General features: G+C 71.6%; 16 protein-coding genes, 1 tRNA gene and 1 pseudogene. 10 read left to right on the plus strand and 8 right to left on the minus strand.

Going from position 1 to position 19,341, the window contains the following annotated elements; all coding sequences use genetic code 11:
* Nucleotides 1-287: 287 nt before the first annotated feature.
* On the plus strand, nt 288-1,034 hold the full coding sequence (locus AB0O82_RS06200) for a Tellurium resistance (RefSeq protein ID WP_350878113.1): 747 nt from the start codon (nt 288-290) through the stop codon (nt 1,032-1,034).
* Nucleotides 1,035-1,103: 69 nt separating this feature from the next.
* Here the strand turns inward: AB0O82_RS06200 and AB0O82_RS06205 are convergent, their stop codons facing one another.
* On the minus strand, nt 1,104-2,270 hold the full coding sequence (locus AB0O82_RS06205; protein WP_363580703.1) for a TerD family protein: 1,167 nt from the start codon (nt 2,268-2,270) through the stop codon (nt 1,104-1,106).
* A 372-nt stretch (nt 2,271-2,642) separates the two neighbouring features.
* On the opposite strand from AB0O82_RS06205, the gene AB0O82_RS06210 reads away from it, so the two are divergent.
* The 3 genes from AB0O82_RS06210 to AB0O82_RS06220 all read left to right on the plus strand — a co-directional run bounded on the left by AB0O82_RS06210 (nt 2,643) and on the right by AB0O82_RS06220 (nt 7,322).
* Nucleotides 2,643-3,839: an HpcH/HpaI aldolase/citrate lyase family protein gene (locus AB0O82_RS06210; RefSeq protein WP_363580705.1), complete on the plus strand. Its 1,197-nt coding sequence runs from the start codon at nt 2,643-2,645 to the stop codon at nt 3,837-3,839.
* 169 nt (nt 3,840-4,008) lie between these two features.
* A complete protein-coding gene (locus AB0O82_RS06215; protein ID WP_363580707.1) occupies nt 4,009-6,447 on the plus strand; it encodes a phosphoribosyltransferase in 2,439 nt (812 codons plus the stop codon).
* Entirely contained in the window at nt 6,447-7,322 is an 876-nt protein-coding gene (locus AB0O82_RS06220; protein ID WP_363580709.1) for an HAD family hydrolase, read from the plus strand. The genes AB0O82_RS06215 and AB0O82_RS06220 overlap by 1 nt, the downstream gene beginning before the upstream one ends.
* Nucleotides 7,323-7,338: 16 nt before the next feature.
* Here the strand turns inward: AB0O82_RS06220 and AB0O82_RS06225 are convergent, their stop codons facing one another.
* Nucleotides 7,339-7,569 carry a zinc ribbon domain-containing protein gene (locus AB0O82_RS06225; protein ID WP_363580711.1) on the minus strand — a complete coding sequence of 77 codons (231 nt, stop codon included), beginning with the start codon at nt 7,567-7,569 and terminating at the stop codon, nt 7,339-7,341.
* A gap of 94 nt (nt 7,570-7,663) precedes the next feature.
* Nucleotides 7,664-9,031, minus strand: coding sequence for a hypothetical protein (locus AB0O82_RS06230; RefSeq protein WP_363580713.1), 1,368 nt, complete (start codon nt 9,029-9,031; stop codon nt 7,664-7,666).
* 162 nt (nt 9,032-9,193) lie between these two features.
* Between AB0O82_RS06230 and AB0O82_RS06235 the strand changes: the two genes are divergently transcribed.
* A tRNA-Val gene (locus AB0O82_RS06235) sits at nt 9,194-9,268 on the plus strand.
* 55 nt (nt 9,269-9,323) lie between these two features.
* Here AB0O82_RS06235 and AB0O82_RS06240 read toward each other — a convergent pair.
* Nucleotides 9,324-10,082, minus strand: a pseudogene (locus AB0O82_RS06240) (site-specific integrase); the annotation flags it as partial.
* Between the two features lie 50 nt (nt 10,083-10,132).
* On the opposite strand from AB0O82_RS06240, the gene AB0O82_RS06245 reads away from it, so the two are divergent.
* Nucleotides 10,133-10,459 (plus strand): hypothetical protein, encoded by a 327-nt coding sequence (locus tag AB0O82_RS06245; RefSeq protein ID WP_363580984.1) that lies wholly within the window; start codon nt 10,133-10,135, stop codon nt 10,457-10,459.
* 5 nt (nt 10,460-10,464) lie between these two features.
* Here AB0O82_RS06245 and AB0O82_RS06250 read toward each other — a convergent pair whose 3' ends face one another.
* Together AB0O82_RS06250 and AB0O82_RS06255 are read right to left on the minus strand one after the other, a co-directional pair.
* Entirely contained in the window at nt 10,465-11,664 is a 1,200-nt protein-coding gene (locus AB0O82_RS06250; protein WP_363580715.1) for an HNH endonuclease signature motif containing protein, read from the minus strand.
* A gap of 318 nt (nt 11,665-11,982) precedes the next feature.
* Entirely contained in the window at nt 11,983-12,360 is a 378-nt protein-coding gene (locus AB0O82_RS06255; RefSeq protein WP_363580717.1) for a hypothetical protein, read from the minus strand.
* A 439-nt stretch (nt 12,361-12,799) separates the two neighbouring features.
* Between AB0O82_RS06255 and AB0O82_RS06260 the strand changes: the two genes are divergently transcribed.
* On the plus strand, nt 12,800-12,940 hold the full coding sequence (locus AB0O82_RS06260; protein ID WP_363580719.1) for a hypothetical protein: 141 nt from the start codon (nt 12,800-12,802) through the stop codon (nt 12,938-12,940).
* 1,801 nt (nt 12,941-14,741) lie between these two features.
* Here the strand turns inward: AB0O82_RS06260 and AB0O82_RS06265 are convergent.
* Both AB0O82_RS06265 and AB0O82_RS06270 read right to left on the minus strand, forming a co-directional pair.
* Nucleotides 14,742-15,437, minus strand: coding sequence for a hypothetical protein (locus AB0O82_RS06265; protein WP_363580721.1), 696 nt, complete (start codon nt 15,435-15,437; stop codon nt 14,742-14,744).
* A 13-nt stretch (nt 15,438-15,450) separates the two neighbouring features.
* The gene (locus AB0O82_RS06270) at nt 15,451-15,579 is read right to left on the minus strand and encodes a hypothetical protein (protein WP_363580723.1); all 129 of its coding nucleotides are present in this window, start codon (nt 15,577-15,579) and stop codon (nt 15,451-15,453) included.
* A 486-nt stretch (nt 15,580-16,065) separates the two neighbouring features.
* On the opposite strand from AB0O82_RS06270, the gene AB0O82_RS06275 reads away from it, so the two are divergent.
* The 3 genes from AB0O82_RS06275 to AB0O82_RS06285 all read left to right on the plus strand — a co-directional run bounded on the left by AB0O82_RS06275 (nt 16,066) and on the right by AB0O82_RS06285 (nt 19,317).
* Entirely contained in the window at nt 16,066-16,368 is a 303-nt protein-coding gene (locus tag AB0O82_RS06275; RefSeq protein ID WP_363580724.1) for a hypothetical protein, read from the plus strand.
* 63 nt (nt 16,369-16,431) lie between these two features.
* Complete coding sequence (locus tag AB0O82_RS06280) at nt 16,432-16,623, plus strand: hypothetical protein (RefSeq protein WP_363580726.1); 192 nt, start codon at nt 16,432-16,434, stop codon at nt 16,621-16,623.
* 120 nt (nt 16,624-16,743) lie between these two features.
* Nucleotides 16,744-19,317, plus strand: coding sequence for an AAA family ATPase (locus AB0O82_RS06285; RefSeq protein WP_363580972.1), 2,574 nt, complete (start codon nt 16,744-16,746; stop codon nt 19,315-19,317).
* Nucleotides 19,318-19,341 lie beyond the last annotated feature (24 nt).

Genomic DNA, 19,341 nt, shown 5'->3' on the forward strand with positions numbered 1-19,341 from the left:
GGTTCGTTCGTCGCCGCACGGCGTACCCGCCGCACCCGCGCAGGGGCGGACGGGACACCTGTGCGGCTAGACGATATCGCGTCCGAAGGGGCGGCATGTTACGGGAGGGGGGCTTCCTCCCGCCAATCGACCCGCCGGCCGCTCCACTCGTCGACCCGGCGGTGAGCGCCGGGGGGCCCGACGGGGTAGGGGAGGGGAAGGTTTGGGTATCCGAGGGCCGGGCTGATGCCCGATCATGGAGCGGCGAACCGTCAGATCGCCTGACGGGAGCAGGGGGAGAGGGCGGGATGGTCTCGATCTGGGAGTACCTGCGCGGGGAGCGGAACTACACCTTCGACAACCCGGGCGGTCAGCACAAGGTCATACTCACCAAGTCGACCCCGCAGCACGCGATCACCGGGTCCGCGGCCACCACCGGCTACCTCTACGTCAACCTGCACTGGACCACCCGCTCCGGGGCCGTCCGGCCGAGTGCCCGGGAACGCGCCAAGCGCCTCTTCAGCCCCCGCATCCTGCGCCCGCTGGAGCCGGACTCGGTGCAGAACGAGCAGGTCAACGTCGACCTCGACCTGGCGTGCATGTACGAACTGTCCGACGGGAGCAGCGGCGTGGTGCAGCCGCTCGGCGGCTACTTCGGCGACCTCCGGCAACCGCCGTACATCAAGCTCAGCGGCGACGACCAGTACGGGGCGCCGTCCGGCGAGACGATGTACGTCAACCTGGAGAAGAAGGACAAGTTCAAACGGCTGCTGATCTTCGTCTACATCTACGACGGCACGCCGGCCTTCGAGCAGTCCCACGCGGTGGTGACGATCGTGCCGCAGACCGGGCCGCGGATCGAGATCAAGCTGGACGAACGGGCCCGGGCGGCGCGCTCGTGCGCGGTGGTGCTGATCGAGAACGCGGGGGACAACCAGCTGACGGTGCGCCGTGAGGTGCGGTACGTCAACGGGTTCCAGGCGGACATCGACCGGCTGTACGGGTTCGGGATGCAGTGGCAGCGCGGGTACAAGAGCCAGGGCGGTTCCGACTAGGCCCCGTCCGGCCTCGGCCCTGCCCGGTCTGGTCGGAGCCGGGCGGCGGTGGTGCCCTGAGCAGGCCGGTCAGCGGGGCTGGAACTGCGGGCCCTGCGGCGGCAGGGCGAACTCCTCGCCGGTGGGCGGCTGGGCCGGGGCCTGGGCCGGTGGTTGCGCGGGGGCCTGGGCCGGCGGCTGCTGGCCGGTGCCGGCGTGCGGGTAGCCGTAGCTGCCGGGGTGCTGCTGCGGGGCGGGCTGCTGCTGGTGCGGGTAGCCGTAGCCGGTGCCCTGCTGCTGCGGGTACGGCTGGGGAGTGGGTTGCGGGTACCCGTAGCCGGTACCGGGCTGCTGCTGCGGATAGCCGTAGCCGGTGCCGGGCGGCTGCTGGGGCTGTGGCTGCTGCGGGTAGCCGTACCCGGTGCCGGGCTGGTGGGCCGGGGGTGCGGTCGGAGCCGGCGGCGCGGCCGGGGGAACGGTGGGCGGGGCGGTCGGCGGGGGCGGCACCGGGCCCGGGGCGGCCTCGGCGGGCTGCTGGGGCCGGCTCTGGGGGGTGGCCGACGGCTGCGGGACGGCCGGGGCCAGGGTGAAGGTGCCGGGCTCGGGCGGGGCGGTCGGGCGCGGGGCGGGCAGCGGGGTGCTGCGCGGGTCGACGGCGGCGGTGGGGGTGGCCGTCGAGGCCGCCGCCGGGGCCGCGTCGGCCTCCGCCTCGTCGTCGACGGTAATGCCGAAGTCGGTGGCCAGGCCGATCAGGCCGGAGGTGTAGCCCTGGCCGATCGCCCGGAACTTCCAGGCGCCGGAGCGCCGGTACAGCTCGCCCGCGACCAGGGCGGTGACGTTCTCGCCGTCGGAGATCGCGAACTCGGCGAGTGCGGGCGTGCCGTCCCCGGCCGTGGCGTCGAAGAGCAGCAGGCGCAGCCCGGGCACCGCGCGGAAGGAGCCGCCCTCGGAGGAGCCGGCCAGCACCACCCGGTCGACGTCGGCGGGCAGCTTGGCGAGTTCGACCTCGATCGTGTCGATGATCTCGGCGCCGCCGGAGGTCTGCTGCTTGGGCAGGTGGCGCACCAGGCCGGAGGGGTGTCGCGGCTGGTTGTAGAAGACGAAGTCGGCATCCGAACGGACCTTGCCGGTGGCGCCGAGCAGCAGCGCGGACGCGTCCACGTCCGGCGCACCGGGCGTGGCGCTCCAGCGCAGCACGGCGCGGACCGCCGCAGCCGGCAGTGCGATGTTGGCGCCCTTGGCCATCACGTGCGTCATAGCCGACCATCCTGCCCGTTCGCCACCCCTTCGGACAACGTGACCGGGACCGTCGGAACCGGGTCGAACTTTGCCAAGACTTGCGCTTGCCGGGGGTTTGCCGGTGCTCGACCGGTGATCGGTGATCTGGACGGCGATGTTCCGGGAGTTCAGTGCCGAGGAACCGGGGACGGCCGGAATCCGTCCGTACGATGGGCGGTCCAAGGGCCCGCCGGGGTCGGGCGGAGGGGGCCCGCCGGCGTCCGTCCGGGAACCACGGAGCCCCGTGGACCGGTTAACCATGGTGTCGCACCGCTGGATCGCGGTGTCGTCCCGCGCCGCCGCACGCCCCGGCAACGGACCGGTGGCCGTCAAACCTCTGAGGAGAGCACCTTGCGCCATTTCGGCCACCTCGCCGACGACGTACGCGGTCGCCTCTTCCTCGAACCGCCCCGGCCGTTCACCGCGCGGAGCGAGGCCGCGGTGCTGGCCACCGCCCTCGGCGGCACCCTCTACAGCCCCGCCACCCGGCCCGCGCTGGCCGCCGACATCCGCAAACAGGCTGCTCGGGGCGTGGTGTCGATGGTGCTCTGCCTGGAGGACGCGATCGCCGACCACGAGGTGGACGCGGGGGAGCGGAACCTGGTCGAGCAGTTGAATGACCTGGTCAGGGATTTCACCGACTGCACACAAGGCCACCCCCTGCTCTTCATCAGAGTTCGAGCCGCCTCCCAGATCCTCGACCTGGCCGAGCGGCTCGGGCCGGCCGTCGAGCTGCTGAGCGGGTTCGTCCTGCCGAAGTTCACCACGGAGACCGGCGGCGCGTACCTGGCCGCCCTGGCCGCCGCCGAGGCCGCCACCGGGCGCCGGCTGTTCGCCATGCCCGTCCTGGAGTCACCCGAACTCGCCCACCTGGAGACCAGGCGCCAGCAGCTCTTCGGCATCGCCGACCTGCTCGCCGGGCACCGGGAGCGGGTGCTCGCCGTCCGCCTCGGCGTGACCGACCTGTGCTCCGCGTACGGCCTGCGCCGCTCGCCCGACCTCACCGCGTACGACGTCGCCCTGGTCTCGGCGGTGATCGGCGACGTGGTCAACGTGCTCGGCCGGGCGGACGGCACCGGGTACACCGTCACCGGTCCGGTCTGGGAGTACTTCCCGGTCCAGGAACGGATGTTCAAGCCGCAGCTGCGCCGCACGCCGTTCGCCGAGGCCCCCGGGACGGCCCGGGCCTCCGGCGAGGAGGTCCGCCGGCGGATCATCGAGCACGACCTGGACGGGCTGATCCGGGAGGTCGAGCTCGACCGGGCCAACGGCCTGCTCGGCAAGACCTGCATCCACCCCAGCCACGTCCCCGCCGTGCACGCCCTCTCGGTGGTCACGCACGAGGAGTACTGCGACGCCCGGGACATCCTCCGGCAGGAGCAGGACGGCGGCGGGGTCCTGCGCTCGGCGTACACCAACAAGATGAACGAGGCCCGGCCGCACCGGGCCTGGGCGGAGCGGGTGCTGCTACGGGCGGAGGTGTTCGGGGTGGCCCGGGAGGACGTGAGCTTCGCGGAGCTGCTCGCGGCCTGCCTGTGCGGGGGGTGAGGGGGGCTGCGCGCGGCTGAGGGGGCTGTCCGCGGCTGACCTGAACGGCCCCACCGATCCGACCCATCCGGCCGATCCGACTGATCCGACTCCGACCGATCCGACTGATCCGACTGATCCGACCGATCCGAAGACCGCACCACCGCACCATGCGAAGGCAGGACCAGCAGTGACAGCACAGCAGACGTGGACCGGCCGTTGGGTCGCCGACCGGGCCGGCATCGCCCTGACCGGATCGGACCGCCTCCCCGAACTCGTGGGCCTGGCCCTGCGTTCCCAGAACCCGAAGCGCGCTCACCTGCTGGTCTCCACCGTGCTCGGCAAGCACGTCCCGCAGCGGCCCGCGGTCGTCCACGGCGTCGGGCTCGAACTCGGCCGGCAGGTACGCGAGTTGCTCGGCGACGAGGCCGCCGCGCGGGCCGTCGTCCTCGGCTACGCGGAGACGGCCACCGGCCTCGGCCACAGCGTCGCCGACGGCCTCGACGCCCCGTACCTGCACTCCACCCGCCGCCCGGTGGCCGGCGTGCCCCCGCTCGGCGGCTTCGAGGAGGAGCACTCGCACGCCACCTCGCACCTGCTGCTCCCCGCCGATCCCGAACTCCTCACCGGTGACGGACCGTTGGTGCTGGTCGACGACGAGTTCTCGACCGGCCGCACGGTCCTCAACACCATCCGCGAACTGCACGCCCGCCACCCCCGCGACCACTACGTCGTCGTCGCCCTGGTCGACCTGCGCTCCGCCGCCGACCGCCGCCGGCTCGCCGACACCGCCGCCGAACTCGGCGTCCGGCTCGACCTGGTGGCCACCGCCAGCGGCGCCGTCCAGCTGCCCGCCGACGTCCTGGACCGCGCCGAGCGGCTGATAGCCGAGGCCGCCCCCGCCCCCGCCGCGCCCCCCGGACCGCCCGCACCGCTCGCCCGGGTCGACCTGGACTGGCCCGCCGGGCTCCCCGACGGCGGCCGGCACGGGTTCACCGCCCGCGACCGCGTCCGACTGGACGCCGCCCTGCCCCGCCTGGCCGCACAGCTGGCCGACGCACTGCCCGCTACGGCGCGGCGCGTGCTGGTCCTCGGCTTCGAGGAACTGATGTACGCCCCGCTGAGGCTGGCCGGCGCACTCGCCGACCGGCTGGGCGGCGACCGCGTCCGCTACTCCACCACCACCCGCTCGCCCGTCCTCGCCGTGGACGACCCCGGCTACGCCATCCGCACCCGCCTCGCCTTCCCCGCCCACGACGACCCGCAGGACGACGCTTCGCGCGAGCGCTACGCCTACAACGTCGCCCCCGGCAGCGACCCGGCCCGCCGGTTCGACGCGGTCGTGCTGGTGGTCGACGACGTCGCCGACACCCCCGCCCTGCGCGAGGGCGAGCGCGCCCTGCTCGGCCAGCTGCGGCAGGTCACCGACCAGGTGGTGCTCGCGGTGCTGCCCTCCCACAGGCCTTCCCCCCGGCCGTCTGGGCTGCCGTCCCCGTTGTACGGCCCGGCGTTCTCCTCCTACCGGCCCGACGAGGTGGCCTGGCTGCTCAAGGACCTCTCCGGCGTCCCGCTCGAAGCCCCCACCGAGGAGCGCGAGGAGGCCGTCCAGAACGGCGGCGCGCACTACGCCGAATCGCTGCCGGTCGAGTACCAGCCCAGCCCCGAGTACCAGGAGCTGTTCCACCAGGCGCTGCGCGCCTCCGCCCGCCGCATCGCGCTCGCCGCCGGCACCGTCGCCGAGACCCTGCTGCGCGAGCGCGGCCCCGGCCTGGTGCTCGCCTCGCTGGCCCGGGCCGGCACGCCCGTCGGCATCCTGATCCGCCGCTGGCTCGCCCACGCCCACGGACTCGACACCCCGCACTACGCCGTCTCCATCGTCCGCGGCCGCGGCATCGACCCGGTAGCCCTGCGCTACCTGGCCGCCCACCACCGCGCCGGCGACGTGGTCTTCGTCGACGGCTGGACCGGCAAGGGCGCGATCAGCCGCGAACTCGCCGAGGCCCTGGCCGGCACCGGATTCGACCCGGACCTCGCCGTCCTCGCCGACCCCGGCCGCTGCGCGCGCACCTACGGCACCCGGGACGACTTCCTGATCCCCTCCGCCTGCCTCAACTCCACCGTCTCCGGCCTGGTCTCGCGCACCGTGCTGCGGCCCGGCCTGATCGGCCCGGACGACTTCCACGGCGCCAAGTACTACGCCGAACTGGCCGGCGCGGACGTCTCCGCCGCCTTCCTCGACACCGTGGCCGACCACTTCGACGCCGTCCGCCCGGAGGCCGTCGCCGCCGCCGACCGGCTGCCCACCGCCCCGGACCGCGCGCCCGACTGGGCCGGCTGGGCCGCCGTCGAGCGGATCAGCACCGAGTACGGCATCGACAGCGTCAACCTGGTCAAGCCCGGCGTCGGCGAGACCACCCGGGTGCTGCTGCGCCGCGTCCCCTGGCGGGTCCTCGCCCGGCGCGGCGCCGGCGCCGACCTCGACCACGTCCGGCTGCTCGCCGCCCAGCGCGGCGTCGAGGTCGAGGAGGTGGACGGCCTGCCGTACTCCTGCGTCGGCCTCATCCACCCCCGCTACAGTCGGGGAGCGACCGGGGCCTCCGGTAGGACCGTTGTGGTGAAGGAGTCCTGATGAACGCCGATGTTCTCGTCGCCAGCGACCTCGACCGGACGCTCGTCTACTCCAACCGGGCCCTCGCCCTGGACGTCCCCGACCGGCTCGCGCCCCGGCTGCTCTCCGTCGAGGTGCACGACGGCAAGGCGCTCTCGTTCATGACCGAACAGGCCGCCGCGCTGCTCGCCGAACTCGTCCGGCAGGCCTGGTTCGTCCCCGCCACCACCCGCACCCTCGCCCAGTACGAGCGGATCAACCTGCCCGGCCCGACGCCCGGTTGGGTCCCCGCGTACGCGATCTGCGGCAACGGCGGGCACCTGCTCGTCGACGGCGTGCCCGACCAGGACTGGCGCACCGAGATCACCGCGCGGCTCGCCTCCGGTGCGGCCCCGCTGGAGGAGGTCGTCCGGCAGCTCGCCCTGAGCGCCGACCCGGAGTGGACGCACAAGCGCCGCGTCGCCGACGGGCTGTTCGCCTACCTCGTCGTCGAGCGCGCCGCGCTGCCCGTCGGCTGGCTCGACGAGCTGACCGGCTGGTGCGCCGAACGCGGCTGGACGGTCTCGCTCCAGGGCCGCAAGGTCTACGCCGTCCCCGCGCCGCTCAGCAAGAGCGCCGCCCTCGCCGAAGCCGTCCGGCGCACCGGCGCGAGCACCGTGCTCGCGGCCGGTGACTCGCTGCTCGACGCCGACCTGCTGCTCGCCGCCGACGCCGCCTGGCGGCCCGGGCACGGCGAACTCGCCGACGGCGGCTGGACCGCCCCCGGCGTCACCGCCCTCGACGAGGTGGGGGTGGCGGCGGGGGAGGAGATCGTCCGACGGTTCCTCGCCCGGGTGGCCGCCGCTTCCGTCGCCCCCGCCGCCCCTGCCGCCCCCGTCGCCCCCGTCGCTTCCTGAGCGGAAGCGGGAGCGGTCAGCCGCAGCATCCGCCGCCGCAACAGCCCCCTCCGCCACCACCGTTGCCGGAGGGGGCCTGGCGCGGGGCGCCGCCCGAAGCGGAGCCGGTGACGGCGATGGCGGACAGCAGCTTCACGGTGTCCTCGTGGCCCTGCGGGCAGACGGCGGGGGCGCCGGCCTGCGCCATCGGGCGGCGGAGTTCGAAGGTGGCGCCGCAGGAGCGGCAGCGGAAGTCGTAGCGTGGCATACCGGCAGGGTACCCAGGCGGTGCCCTGCCGGCGCCCTACCGGTGTCCTATCGGTGGGTGCTGCCGGTGTCCTGCCCGGCCGGCGCTACCGGCGCTACCGGTGCCCGCCCAGATCGCCGCGGATCAGCCCGATCACCTGCGCCGCCGTCTCCCGCACGCCCGCCAGCTCGGTCAGGAAGTGCCAGTAGTCGGGGTGCCGGCCGGCCGCCTCCAGGGTGGCCACGGCCCGGTCCAGCCGCGCCACCGCCTCGTCCAGCGGGGCGGCGTGCCGCGGGTCCGGCGCGCTGCGGCCCGTCATCGCCAGCCGCTGCGCGTCGCGCAGGGCGAACCGGGCCCGCTCCACCTCCCGGTGCGGGTCGTGCTGCACCTCGTTCAGCTGCCGCAGCCGCTCGTTCACCGCGACCACCGACCCGTCCGCGGTGTCCAACAGCGCGCGCACCGTACCGATGGCGCCCGTCGCGTCCGCCCAGCGCTGCTCGTCCCGGGCCCGGGCGGCCTCGGTGAGCTTGCGCTCCGCCGCCCGCCCGGTCTCCGCGACCTGCTCCGACACCCGCTGGAGGTCCTGCCAGCAGGCCGCGCTGAACCGGCGGCGCAGTTCGCTCAGCGCCGGCTCGACCGTCTCCGCCTTGGTCTCCAGCGCCTGGATCCGGGTCCGCAGGCTCGCCACCCGCCGGTCGATCTCCCGTGCCCGCTCCGGCAGTTGACCGGCGTCGGCCGCGATCGCCTCGGCGCGCCGGCCCACCTCGTCCGCGCGCCGCAGCGTCGGCGCCACCCCGTGCCGGGCCGGCCCCTCGTTCAGCAGCCCGAGCTCCGGCGCCAGTTCGGCCAGCCGGGCCGCCAGGTCGTCCGCCCGCAGCCCGGCGCCGCGCACCGCGTCCAGCGCGTTGCTCGCCTGGAGCAGCGCGCGCTTCGCCTGCTCCACCGCCGGGGTGACCCGCATCAACTGCTGCTCGGCGCGCTGGAGGGTCGGCTGAAGCCGCTGGAGGAAGTCGTTCAGCTCCGCCCGGGCCGAGCCGAGCTGCCCCTTCACGTCCTCCAACTGCCGCCGGGCCCGCGCCGCGGTGCCGGCGTCCAGCGCCTCGTCGTCCAGGTTGTACGCGTCCAGCGCGCCCAGGTAGTTCACGGTGACCTGGTCCACCCGGCCGGTGATCCCCTCCAGATCCGCCAGCGCCCGGCGGGCCGTCGCCTCGTCCTCGGCCGCCCGGACGGTCTCCACCGCCAACTGCACCTCGCGCTGCGTCGAGTCCAGCTCGTAGAACGCCTCCTGCGCGGCGTCCCGGGCCGCCTTGGCGTCCGCCCGCACACCCTCCCCGCCGCGCCGGCCCCACCAGCCGCCCGTCCCGGCCGAGGCCAGCCCCAGCGCACCCAGCGCACCCGCCAGCACCACCGGCACCACCAGTGCGTCGGCCAGCGCACTCCCCGCCCGACGCCGCCCCCGCCCGCTCCCGCCGGCCACCGTCACTGCGCGCTCCCTGCTCCGACCCGCTGATCCACCCCCATTCTTCCCGATCGCCCCACCGCACCGGCACCCCCACCCGCCCCACTCCCCGACCACCCGCACCACAGCACCCCCCGGGACCAGGTACCCTAGGCAGTCGTCGTGCCCCCACCGGGCCGCGACAGGGGGCGCGTAGCTCAGTGGTAGAGCGCTGCTCTTACAAAGCAGATGTCGGCGGTTCGAAACCGTCCGCGCCCACCAGCCAAAATGCCCCGGACCGATCATGGTCCGGGGCATTTGACATCTCAGCCTGACATCAGTGGCGCCGTTTGAGCAGCCGGTCCATGTTGCCGAGGGCCTCCCGCTGGGTGTCCTGGGCCACGTGGGTATAGACGTTCATCGTCAGCCCGATCTGGCTGTGGCCGAGGATCTCCATCACCACCCGCGGCGGCACCCCGCACGCGACGAGCAGCGTCGCGCACCCGTGCCGAGCGTCGTGCAGCCGGATCGCGGGGACGTCGGCGGCCTTGGACACCCGGACGAACGAGCGGTAGAGGTTGGTCGGCTCGATCGGCCGGCCGGTCCGGGTGGTGAAGACGTACCCGGTCTCTTCCCACTTCGCCCCGGCCGCGCGCCGGGCCTCGCCCTGTCGCATCCGGTGCCAGCGCAGAGCTGCCACGCAGATCCGGGGGAGTGGCACGGGGCGGCGCTTGCTGTTCTTGGTGGTGTCCTCGTACAGCTCACCGCCGACCCGCTGGAGCTGTCGGCCCACCCATACGACCCGGCTCTCCAGGTCCAGCCACGACCAGCGCAGACCGACGATCTCCCCACGCCGCATGCCGAGCGCGATGGCCAGCACGAACGCGGCGTAGAGCGGATCGATGCGGGCGGCCGAGAGAAAGGCGAGCGTCTGGTCGAGCGTCCACGGCGTGATCTCACGGCTCGTCACCCGGGGCGGCGGGACGAGCATCGCGACGTTCCGCACGATCAGCTCGTCCCGGCACGCGGCGCTCAGAGCCGAGCGGAGCACTCGGTGCGACTCCTTCGCGGTGGCGGCGCTTCGTCGCCGAAGGCGTGTGCGGGGCCGGTGGCCTCGGCGAGGTCGGCCAGCAATCGCGCCCCTGCATGGCTGACCACCCCACGCTCGCCGACGGCGGCGAGGCGATCGCCGACCTGGCCCTCCCACACGACCAGCCCGACGTCTTTGGCCCGGTCACCTCTGCTCCGACCACCTGGTGGCTGCTGGCAGACATCGACCCGCCGGCACTCGGTGCGCTGCGGACGGCCCGAGCCGCCGCCCGGGAGGTCGCCTGGCTGCAGGCCGACGAGACCGGCCATGGCATCCCAGCCCCGAAGGCGGGCGGACGTGAACTGCCCGGACTGGTCCTGGACATCGACGCCACCCTCGTCACCTACAGACGTTCAAATGCGGCATGTTCGCCACGCCGATGAGGTTCTTAGCTCGACTCAAGAAATGCCTGGTGCCGGGAGCCTGCCACCACAAGGAGCTCTTTTCGGAGGCTGTGCCGGCTGGACCCGCGTGTCTTGAGTGCATGGCAGTTCGGACACAGCGCGATCATCGTCTCTGGAGTGTCTTGGCCGCCACGCCCGAGGTCATTAACGTGGTCGACCTCCAATATGGGCAAGCCAGCGTCTGTGAGTTCTGACGGGTGCCCGAGACATGCGGGGTTTTCGCACTGACCGTCGCTGCGAAGGATTACAGCCTGCCGGGCGGCTGGTGAGCGAAGGTATCGCTCGACCTGTGTGAGCTTCGACCGGCGGGATCGGCTAGCGGTGGTTCGATGGGCCGCCTCATTCAGCTTTCGGTACCTGTTGCGGCTCTCGGTCGGGCTTTCTTCTCGATCCGGAGCTGCGGACACAGCGGGTACGTCAAGGGAGTCGTCATGAAGCCACCCGTCATCCTCGTTGAGAGCGTCGACGACCTCCGCAGTCCACGTTTCACGCAGAGGCGACGGGACGGGGGCAAGAACCCACACGAACTCCCGGCGAGGTTCGCCATCCTGTCCGCGACCCCACCGCAGCCGCCGTTGGACGATCACCGCCCAGGTTTCAAAGGTCCAGTGCCCGCGGTGCGGCTTGTGCCAATAACGCAACGCCCTTTGCTGATCCTGATATTCGGCCATGGATCTGTTTCCGCCAGCAAGCATTTGATCGCCCGACAAGCCGTCGCCGGTGTAGGCGATCCAGTCCATCCCAGGGATTCGCTGGTCCGCGTAGGGCCCCTTGTCGTCCGAGTAAACGGTGAGGACGCCATCAGCCAGCGGGGTGATACCGAGGACCCGGTTGCCGCCGTAGGCGTCTGCGATGACGTCTCGGTTCGAATGCGGCTCACCCGCGGTCGGGTGAAGAGACGAGTCGATGCGCCCTTCCATCAACTCCGTGAGTGAGAGAGCTTCCAACAGGCCGGCTGGTGCCGGCGTAAAGAAGCGAAGTAGCAACGTGGCGATGGCCCATGCAGCCAGCTCCGGATCCTCGACCAGTTGGTCGTGGTCCTCCTTGGACAGTCCGGCAAGGGGGTCTGCCGCGTCAAGGGCGGAAGTCTTGGGGCGGCGCCGGTCACTCGTTAGTGGGAGTTCGGTAGCTTCCGCCACCTGCCAAAGACCATTTCCTTGCAGTGCCCAGAAGGGGTACACCACGGCCCGTTCTCCGTCTGGCGCATCTGCGAACGCGGTTAGGAGCGGCGCAACGGCGGACTTCACTGCGGACCACGGTTGCTCACGGGGCTGCCCGTGCACAGCTTGGGAAATAGCCCACAGCAAGAGAATGGGCCGATGCAGAGCTTGACCAGTTCGCCTACGGGCAGGCTTCACCTTCCCGATCCGCTTGATCAAGTCCAACCTGCTGGTTCTCATTGACACCTCTCACCCAGATCTTGAAGCGGTGAAGCGGGTCTCTTCTGAGAGAAACCCGCCAGGTGGCACCGTTCCTTGGCTACATAGGCGCGGGCGGAGGGCTCAGACCTTCCTGCGCCGCGTGGCGGTCCTGTTGCACGACATGAACCGGTTAACACCGGGCACGACGACGATGGTCAGGGTCAGCACGAGGGTTGCCCACCAGGGCATCACGTCGTGACTCTCCCGAACCATGAGCAGCGCCCCTCCGGTCGGGATGACCGTGTAACCGATCATCTCGATCAACTGGCTGGCGCTGAGGGCAGGCACCTGCATCCGTCCGTGGATGTCCGGCGAGAGCTTGATCTCGACCGATGCTCCATCGCTGGGCATCTCGGCCGAAACGGGAAGCTCCTGGCTCGTCCAGATCTTGACCTCAGCGCTCGCTGACGGAGCGATGCGGTTGGAGTCGCCGTACATCGCGGGATCGGTGTTTGTCACTGGGAGTCCTTCTTGGGATGCCTCAGCTAGAGATCGGCGATCTCCTGACAGGCTGCCGCATCCTCAATCGCAAGTCCCAGGCGGTAGCAGTCCGGGCTAGGGAGCCCCGGAGTGGTTGACGCCTAGAACTGGATGGACCGTCGTGGCCATCGGATTCCTTTCGTGTCAGTGATCTAACGTGCCTCCCCGCCGGCCGTAGTCGGCGGAGAGGCAGCGCTCACACTGTAACCAAAGACACCGACAGTGCACCAATCTGGTGCTGATCTGGTTCACCATTGGTGCTTCATGAGATGCTGGAGCGCGTCAGGCACGTCAGGCGTGCACACCCAGTAACAGAGAGGCTGTAACAGTGACCGACTCAAAGAGTGCAGGGGCGCCGAGTGAGCGGTTCAGTATCACGTTGATTGGTGCAGCCGTTCGAGCGCTGGCTGACCTCACCTTGGCTACTGGACTTTCCAAGACCGATGCGATCAACCGGTCGGTCCAGGTCTACGGCTTCCTCGCCCAGCAGATGACTGAGGGCAAGGAGTTGCTCCTTCGAGACAAGGACGGAGTCCTTGAGCGGGTCCACATCGTCTAGTGGAGTCTCAGTGCGCCGCGGGAACGGGCGAGCATGTCGGCGGGAGCATTCAGGAGGGACCATGGTCAACTACCTGAGACGACGATGCCGCAGGGCGCGGCAGCACTAACGACTCCCACACCCAGCCTGCCCGGTCCTACCATCGGCTGACACGCGGCCTGAAAGTGGAAGGTCGCTGGTTCAACCTCCACCCCTGGGCACACGCGCGAAGTCACGCAGAGATCAATCTGTGAGGCTCTGCGTGGCTGGGATGCCCTTCTCTGCGTCAGTAACCCAGCTGATAGCTGCGTCTACGGCTTTGTTGGAGACAGTTGTTCTCGATGTCGTGCCCCGCCATGCTCCTACCGAGCGTGTCATCCTGAACGCCCTGGTCGCCCCTGACAATCAAGCATCCAACGTCTGCCTGACTCGCTTCGGCCTCAAGCCTCAGGGTCGCTCAGAGGGCGGCAAGTACATACTTCACACGGCGCGCATCAGCTAACGGCCCCAACCAGCCTTCGGCAGCGCCGGCGAGACTGCAGGCCCGGTTTGACCTCGGTGTCGGTGGCCCGGCCATCTCGGCGGTAGCCTGCCTCGGATCTGCGGCGGCCGCACCTGACCCGACATCTGCTCCTGACATCAACGACAGCGGACATCAGCAACCCTGTTGGTGTTCAGGTGGATCACTGCCGCGTCGTGATCGCGGGCGTGCGCAGCTACCGACACCGCCCGATCGAACTTACAAAGCAGATGTCGGCGGTTCGAAACCGTCCGCGCCCACAGCAGGGGTGTGGGTCCGCGAGGGCCCGCACCGAGATCGAAGAACATCGAGAACACATCACGCCGCAACTCCTGTGGCTGGAGCCTCCAGGGCGGCCGACTCGGCAGCGAGTTCGGCCGCTTTTCTGTTCGGCCGACTCCCGGGCCTTCGAGCGCGGGTGGCCAGAACCCCCCCAGTGTCTGCGACGCCGCCCCGTGCTCCCGGTGGCTCCGGCGTGAGATCGCCGCCTCGACACGCGGTGTGAACTCCCACCGCCGCCGATGTCTGCATTGCGTAGTGTGCGGAGGTCTGTGAATGTGCTGAGGAGGCCGCCATGCTCCTGACCCTCTGACCGTTCGCCCCGCGCGGGTGAGCGGGCCCACCGCCGGTGCGGTGCCGACGCTGGAACTGGAGGACATCCAGGGCGCCGTGCTGCGCTGTCGCCCGGACGTCTACCACGGTGTCTACTTGCTCTACCGGATCGACGACCCAGCCGCGGAGAAGCGGTCGCTGCGCGAGATCCTGCCGGAGGTCACCAGCGCGGCGGACTGGGAGCGGCCCCGCCCGTTCACCCTCAACGTGGCCTTCACGTACCGGGGGCTGGCCCGGCTGGGAGTGCCGCCGGATTCGCTCGCCTCGTTCTCCCCGGAGTTCCGGGCCGGCATGGCCGCCCGGAAAGGAGGTGCTGGGAGACCTCGGTGCCAGCGCCCCCGGCAACTGGCCCCCGCCGCTGGGCGGCCCCGACGTGCACATCGGGGTGGTGATCATCGCGACGGCCCCCGAGGGGCTCCACGAGTCGGTGGCGGCGGCCGGACGGCTGGCCGGGGTGAGCCTGGTCTACCGGCTCGACGTCGGTTCCCCGGTTGTCGGGCGCGAGCACTTCGGGTTCCGGGACGGCATCTCCAGCCCGTACCTGCTCGGCAGCGCCGACCGGCCGCTGCCCGGCCAGGACGCCGTCCAGCCCGGCGAGTTCCTCTTCGGCTACCCGGACGAGTCCGGGGCAGCGCCGGCGGGGCCCGCGCCGGACGTGCTCGGCCGCAACGGCTGCTACCTGGCCTTCCGTCAGATGCGCGCGGACGTGGCTGCGTCCCGCAGGTACCTGCGGGACCAGGCCCGCTCGCCCGAGGACGAGGAACTGCTCGCGGCCAAGATCGTCGGCCGCTGGCACTGGCGCCGGAGCACGACGATCCGGACCTTGGCGCCGATCCGACGCGCAACAACGACTTCCGCTACCACGACGACCCGCGGGGCCTGGTCGTCCCGCGCGGCGCGCACATCCGGCGGACCAATCCTAGGGACGGCCTGGCGGACCCCGTGGTCGAGACCGGCATCCACCGGGTGCTGCGGCGCGGCGCGGCGTACGGTCCGCTGCTGCCGGCCGCGGCCTTGGAGGACGACGGCGCGGAGCGCGGGATCATCTTCATCTTCATGGGCGCCAGCCTGTCCAGGCAGTTCGAGTTCGTGCAGCAGGTGTGGCTCAACGACGGCGACTTCGCCAGCCTCGGCCCCGAGCAGGACCCGCTGGTCGGCAACAGCGGCGGCGCCGGTGTGTACACCATCCCGGCCCGCCCGGTCCGCCGCCGGCTCACCGGGCTGCCCCGGTTCGTGACCGTGCGCGGCGGCGAGTACTGCTTCCTGCCCGGCCTCGCCGCGATCGTCTGGCTCACCACACTGCCGGACCTGGCCGGCGGCCCGTCCGCCGCGCCGCACTCTCGACATCGGAGGACGACAGGCGACCCCGCCCGAGAAGGACTTCACCCCCGTGCGGTACTCACCCGATCTCGTACCACCGGAACCGGACTTCGACCGGCACCTCCAGCAGTGCATCGAGGTCGTCGAGGACTTCGAGCGGGGCTCGGTGGCGGGCGAGGGCGAGAACCGCGCGGTCCGCTTCGCCCATGCGAAGGCGTACGGGCTGGTACGCGGCACGTTCGAGATCCTCGACGGCGTGCCGCCCGAGTACGCGCAGGGCGTCTACGGCAGGCCCGGGACGCACGACGCGCTGGTCCGCTACTCCAACGGGCTGTCCCACCTGGGTGCCGACCGGATGCTGGGCAACGTCGTGGGCATGGCCACCAAGGTGTTCGGGGTGGACTCCACCACCACTGCAACACCGCGGCCCACTACACCTTCCTCTCGAAGCTCTTCGTCGACCTGCCGAAGTACCGGCTCGACGGCCGCCGGGGCAACCACCGGATGTACTGCGACTGGGTCACCGGGTACGGCACGCTGCCGCCGGAGGAGTGGGCCTGGGACGAACTCGCGAGGTGTACCGGCGCTCGTCGGTGCTGCGCCACGAGCTGAACGGCCAGCGCCGCGCCGAGCCGGCCTCGGCCGCCGACGTGCTTCCCGACCCGTCCTGACGCTTCGCCCGAAAGGAATCCAGATGTACGACTTCGCCCCGTCGACCTGCCAGCCGATCTCACCGGACGTGTCGGTCGAGGAGATCGCCAAGGCCTTCCAGAGCCCCCGTCAGCAGACCGAGGGCGTCGGCCTGCGGGCGGTGAACCGGTCGGAATTCACCCTGATCGCACCGGTCATCCAGCCGACCGGGCCCGCCGTCTTCCTGGAGCGCGCAGAGAAGGCCTGCATCGAGGCGCCCTACTGGGAGAACCGCCTCGGGACGGTCCACGACCTGTGGGTCGCGCTCGTCAACGACGGTCATCAGGTGCTGTTCTGCGTGACCTAGAGTGATGAGTTCAAGCCCTACGTCATCGACGTCATCCGCTTCGCCACCCCCTGGATCGACCACATGTTCAACGACGTGGCGGCCGGCTACCCGGGCCTGGCCTCCGATCAGGCGATCGACTACATCGCGAAGTACCAGGTGCAGGCCAACGTCTGGTACGGCGGGCCGAACCCGGAGGCCAGCCCCAGGGACATCGGCAAGGCCATCGCGGTGGCCGCCGCGTTCGATGACCTGCTGGACGCCGCCCAGAGCTGACCGCGTGCGTCGACGGGCGCGCCGGCGCCGGGCGTCAGGGGGCGGGGCTCGGGAGGCGGGGTGGGGCGGGCTGTGTTTGGGTGGCTGCACACCGCTTGGGAGAGGTGATCCTCCGTGACCATGCCCCCGTTCGGATCGAGCGATCCGTTCTCCGATCTACTCAGCCGCTTCTTCGGGATGAGTCCGATGGCCTCCCCGCCCGCCGTGCAGCGGGTGCCGATCGGGCGGTTGCTGAGCGAGTCCTCGCAGGAACTGCTGGGGCTGGCCGCGCACCGGGCCGGCGAGGACGGGACCAGCGACCTCGACACCGGGCACCTGGCCTGGGCGGCCACCCGGGTGGAGCCGTCGCGCCGGATGCTGGAGCGGGCGGGGATCGACCCGGACCAGCTGGCCGGTGACCTGGAGCGGTCGCTGCCGTCCGGGGACCCGGCGGCGGTGGACGGCGGGCAGCCCGCGCTGACGCCGTCGGCCAAGCGTGCGCTGCTGGCGGCGCACGCCCGTTCGCAGGCGGCCGGGGCCTCGTACATCGGGCCGGAGCACATCCTCGGCGCGCTGCTGGACCAGGAGCGGTCCGGGGCGGGGACGGCACTGCGCAACGCGGCGCCCTCGCAGGAGGCGCTGAAGACGGTGCTGGAGGGGCGCGGCGTCGGCGGGGAGCGCAGCAGCACGGGCGCGCACCCGAGCGAGACGCCGACGCTGGACGAGTACGGGCTGGACCTCACCGAGGCGGCGCGCTCGGGCCGGCTGGACCCGGTGGTCGGGCGGGCCGAGGAGATCGAGCAGACCGTCGAGATCCTCTCCCGCCGGACCAAGAACAACCCGGTGCTGATCGGCGAGCCGGGTGTCGGCAAGACCGCGATCGTGGAGGGGCTGGCGCAGCGGATCGTCTCCGGGGACGTGCCGCAGAGCCTGCGGGACAAGCGGGTCGTCACCCTCGACCTGACCGCCCTGGTGGCCGGCTCCAAGTACCGGGGCGAGTTCGAGGAGCGGCTGAAGAAGGTGATCGACGAGGTCACGGCGGCCGAGAAGAGCGTGATCCTGTTCCTGGACGAGCTGCACACCGTGGTCGGCGCGGGTTCCGGCGGCGAGGGGTCGATGGACGCCGGCAACATCCTCAAGCCGGCGCTGGCCCGCGGCGAACTGAGCGTGGTCGGCGCGACGACGCTGGACGAGTACCGCAAGCACGTGGAGAAGGACGCCGCGCTGGAGCGCCGCTTCCAGCCGGTGCTGGTGCCCGAGCCGAGCGTCGAGGAGACGATCGAGATCCTGCGGGGGCTGCGGGACGCGTACGAGGCGCACCACCAGGTGCGGTTCACCGACGAGGCGCTGGACGCGGCGGCGACGCTGTCCGACCGGTACGTCAGCGACCGCTTCCTGCCGGACAAGGCGATCGACCTGCTGGACCAGGCCGGCGCCCGGGTGCGGCTGCGCAGCCTGAGCGGCTCGACCGAGGCGACCGGGGTGCAGGACCGGATCACCAAGCTGAAGCGGGAGTTGGACGAGGCCGTCGCGGACGAGGAGTTCGTGCGGGCGGCCAACCTGAAGGCCGAGCTGCGGCAGACCGAGGACGAGCTGGCGGCCGTCGCCGAGTCCCGCGAGGAGGTCGTCGACGTGACCGCCGACGACATCGCGCAGGTGCTGTCGTCCCGGACCGGCATCCCGGTCGCGGAGTTGAACGCGACCGAGCGGGAGCGGCTGCTCAAGCTGGAGGAGCACCTGCACGAGAAGGTGATCGGCCAGGACGAGGCGGTCACCGCGGTCGCCCAGGCGGTGCGCCGCGGCCGGGCCGGGATGGGCGACCCGGACCGGCCGACCGGCTCCTTCCTCTTCCTCGGGCCGACCGGCGTGGGCAAGACCGAGCTGGCGAAGGCGCTGGCGGCGCTGCTGTTCGGCGACCCGGACCGGATGATCCGCTTCGACATGAGCGAGTTCCAGGAGAAGCACACCGTCTCCCGGCTGGTCGGCTCCCCGCCCGGGTACGTCGGCTACGACGAGGCCGGGCAGCTGACCGAGGCCGTCCGCCGCAAGCCGTACAGCGTGCTGCTCTTCGACGAGGTGGAGAAGGCGCACCCGGACGTCTTCAACCTGCTGCTCCAGGTGCTGGACGACGGGCGGCTGACCGACGCCCAGGGGCGGACGGTCGACTTCCGCAACACCGTGGTGATCATGACCAGCAACATCGGCTCGCAGCGCATCCTCGACCACGCCGGGAACGTGGACGAGATCCGCGACGACCTGATGCGCGACCTGCGCCAGCAGTTCCGGCCGGAGTTCCTGAACCGGATCGACGAGGTGATCGTCTTCCACGCGCTCACCCGGAAGGACCTGCTGTCGGTGGTCGACCTGCTGCTGGAGCGCAGCCGGCGCCGGCTCAAGGCGCAGGACGTGCGGTTGGAGGTCACCGAGGCGGCCAAGGAGTGGCTGGTCAACCGCGGGTACCAGCCGGAGTTCGGGGCCCGGCCGCTGCGCCGGACGATCCAGTCGGAGCTGGACAACCGGGTGTCCAACCTGCTGCTGGACGGCACGGTGCAGGAGGGCGACACGCTGATCGCGGAGGTGAGCGACGGCGACCTGGTGGTCACGCTCGCCCGGCCGGAGGCGTCGGCGACCTTCGAGGAGGCGCAGGAGAAGGCGCAGGAGAAGGCGCAGGAGAAGGCAGGGGAGGAGGCGGGGGAGCAGGCGCGGGGGGCCTGATCCGTCGGAGATCTGCCCCGCCGC

The sequence above is a fragment of the Kitasatospora sp. NPDC088264 genome, assembly GCF_040685715.1.
Taxonomy (GTDB): domain Bacteria; phylum Actinomycetota; class Actinomycetes; order Streptomycetales; family Streptomycetaceae; genus Kitasatospora.

Excerpts from the sequence above, each read along its gene's own strand:
- AB0O82_RS06200 (WP_350878113.1), top strand. The coding sequence starts at position 288 with ATGGTCTCGATCTGGGAGTACCTGCGCGGGGAGCGGAACTACACCTTC.
- AB0O82_RS06205 (WP_363580703.1), bottom strand. The coding sequence starts at position 2,270 with ATGACGCACGTGATGGCCAAGGGCGCCAACATCGCACTGCCGGCTGCG.
- AB0O82_RS06220 (WP_363580709.1), top strand. The coding sequence starts at position 6,447 with ATGAACGCCGATGTTCTCGTCGCCAGCGACCTCGACCGGACGCTCGTC.
- AB0O82_RS06225 (WP_363580711.1), bottom strand. The coding sequence starts at position 7,569 with ATGCCACGCTACGACTTCCGCTGCCGCTCCTGCGGCGCCACCTTCGAA.
- AB0O82_RS06245 (WP_363580984.1), top strand. The coding sequence starts at position 10,133 with ATGGCTGACCACCCCACGCTCGCCGACGGCGGCGAGGCGATCGCCGAC.
- AB0O82_RS06270 (WP_363580723.1), bottom strand. The coding sequence starts at position 15,579 with ATGGGCGAAGCGGACCGCGCGGTTCTCGCCCTCGCCCGCCACCGAGCC.
- AB0O82_RS06275 (WP_363580724.1), top strand. The coding sequence starts at position 16,066 with ATGTACGACTTCGCCCCGTCGACCTGCCAGCCGATCTCACCGGACGTG.
- AB0O82_RS06280 (WP_363580726.1), top strand. The coding sequence starts at position 16,432 with ATGTTCAACGACGTGGCGGCCGGCTACCCGGGCCTGGCCTCCGATCAG.
- AB0O82_RS06285 (WP_363580972.1), top strand. The coding sequence starts at position 16,744 with ATGCCCCCGTTCGGATCGAGCGATCCGTTCTCCGATCTACTCAGCCGC.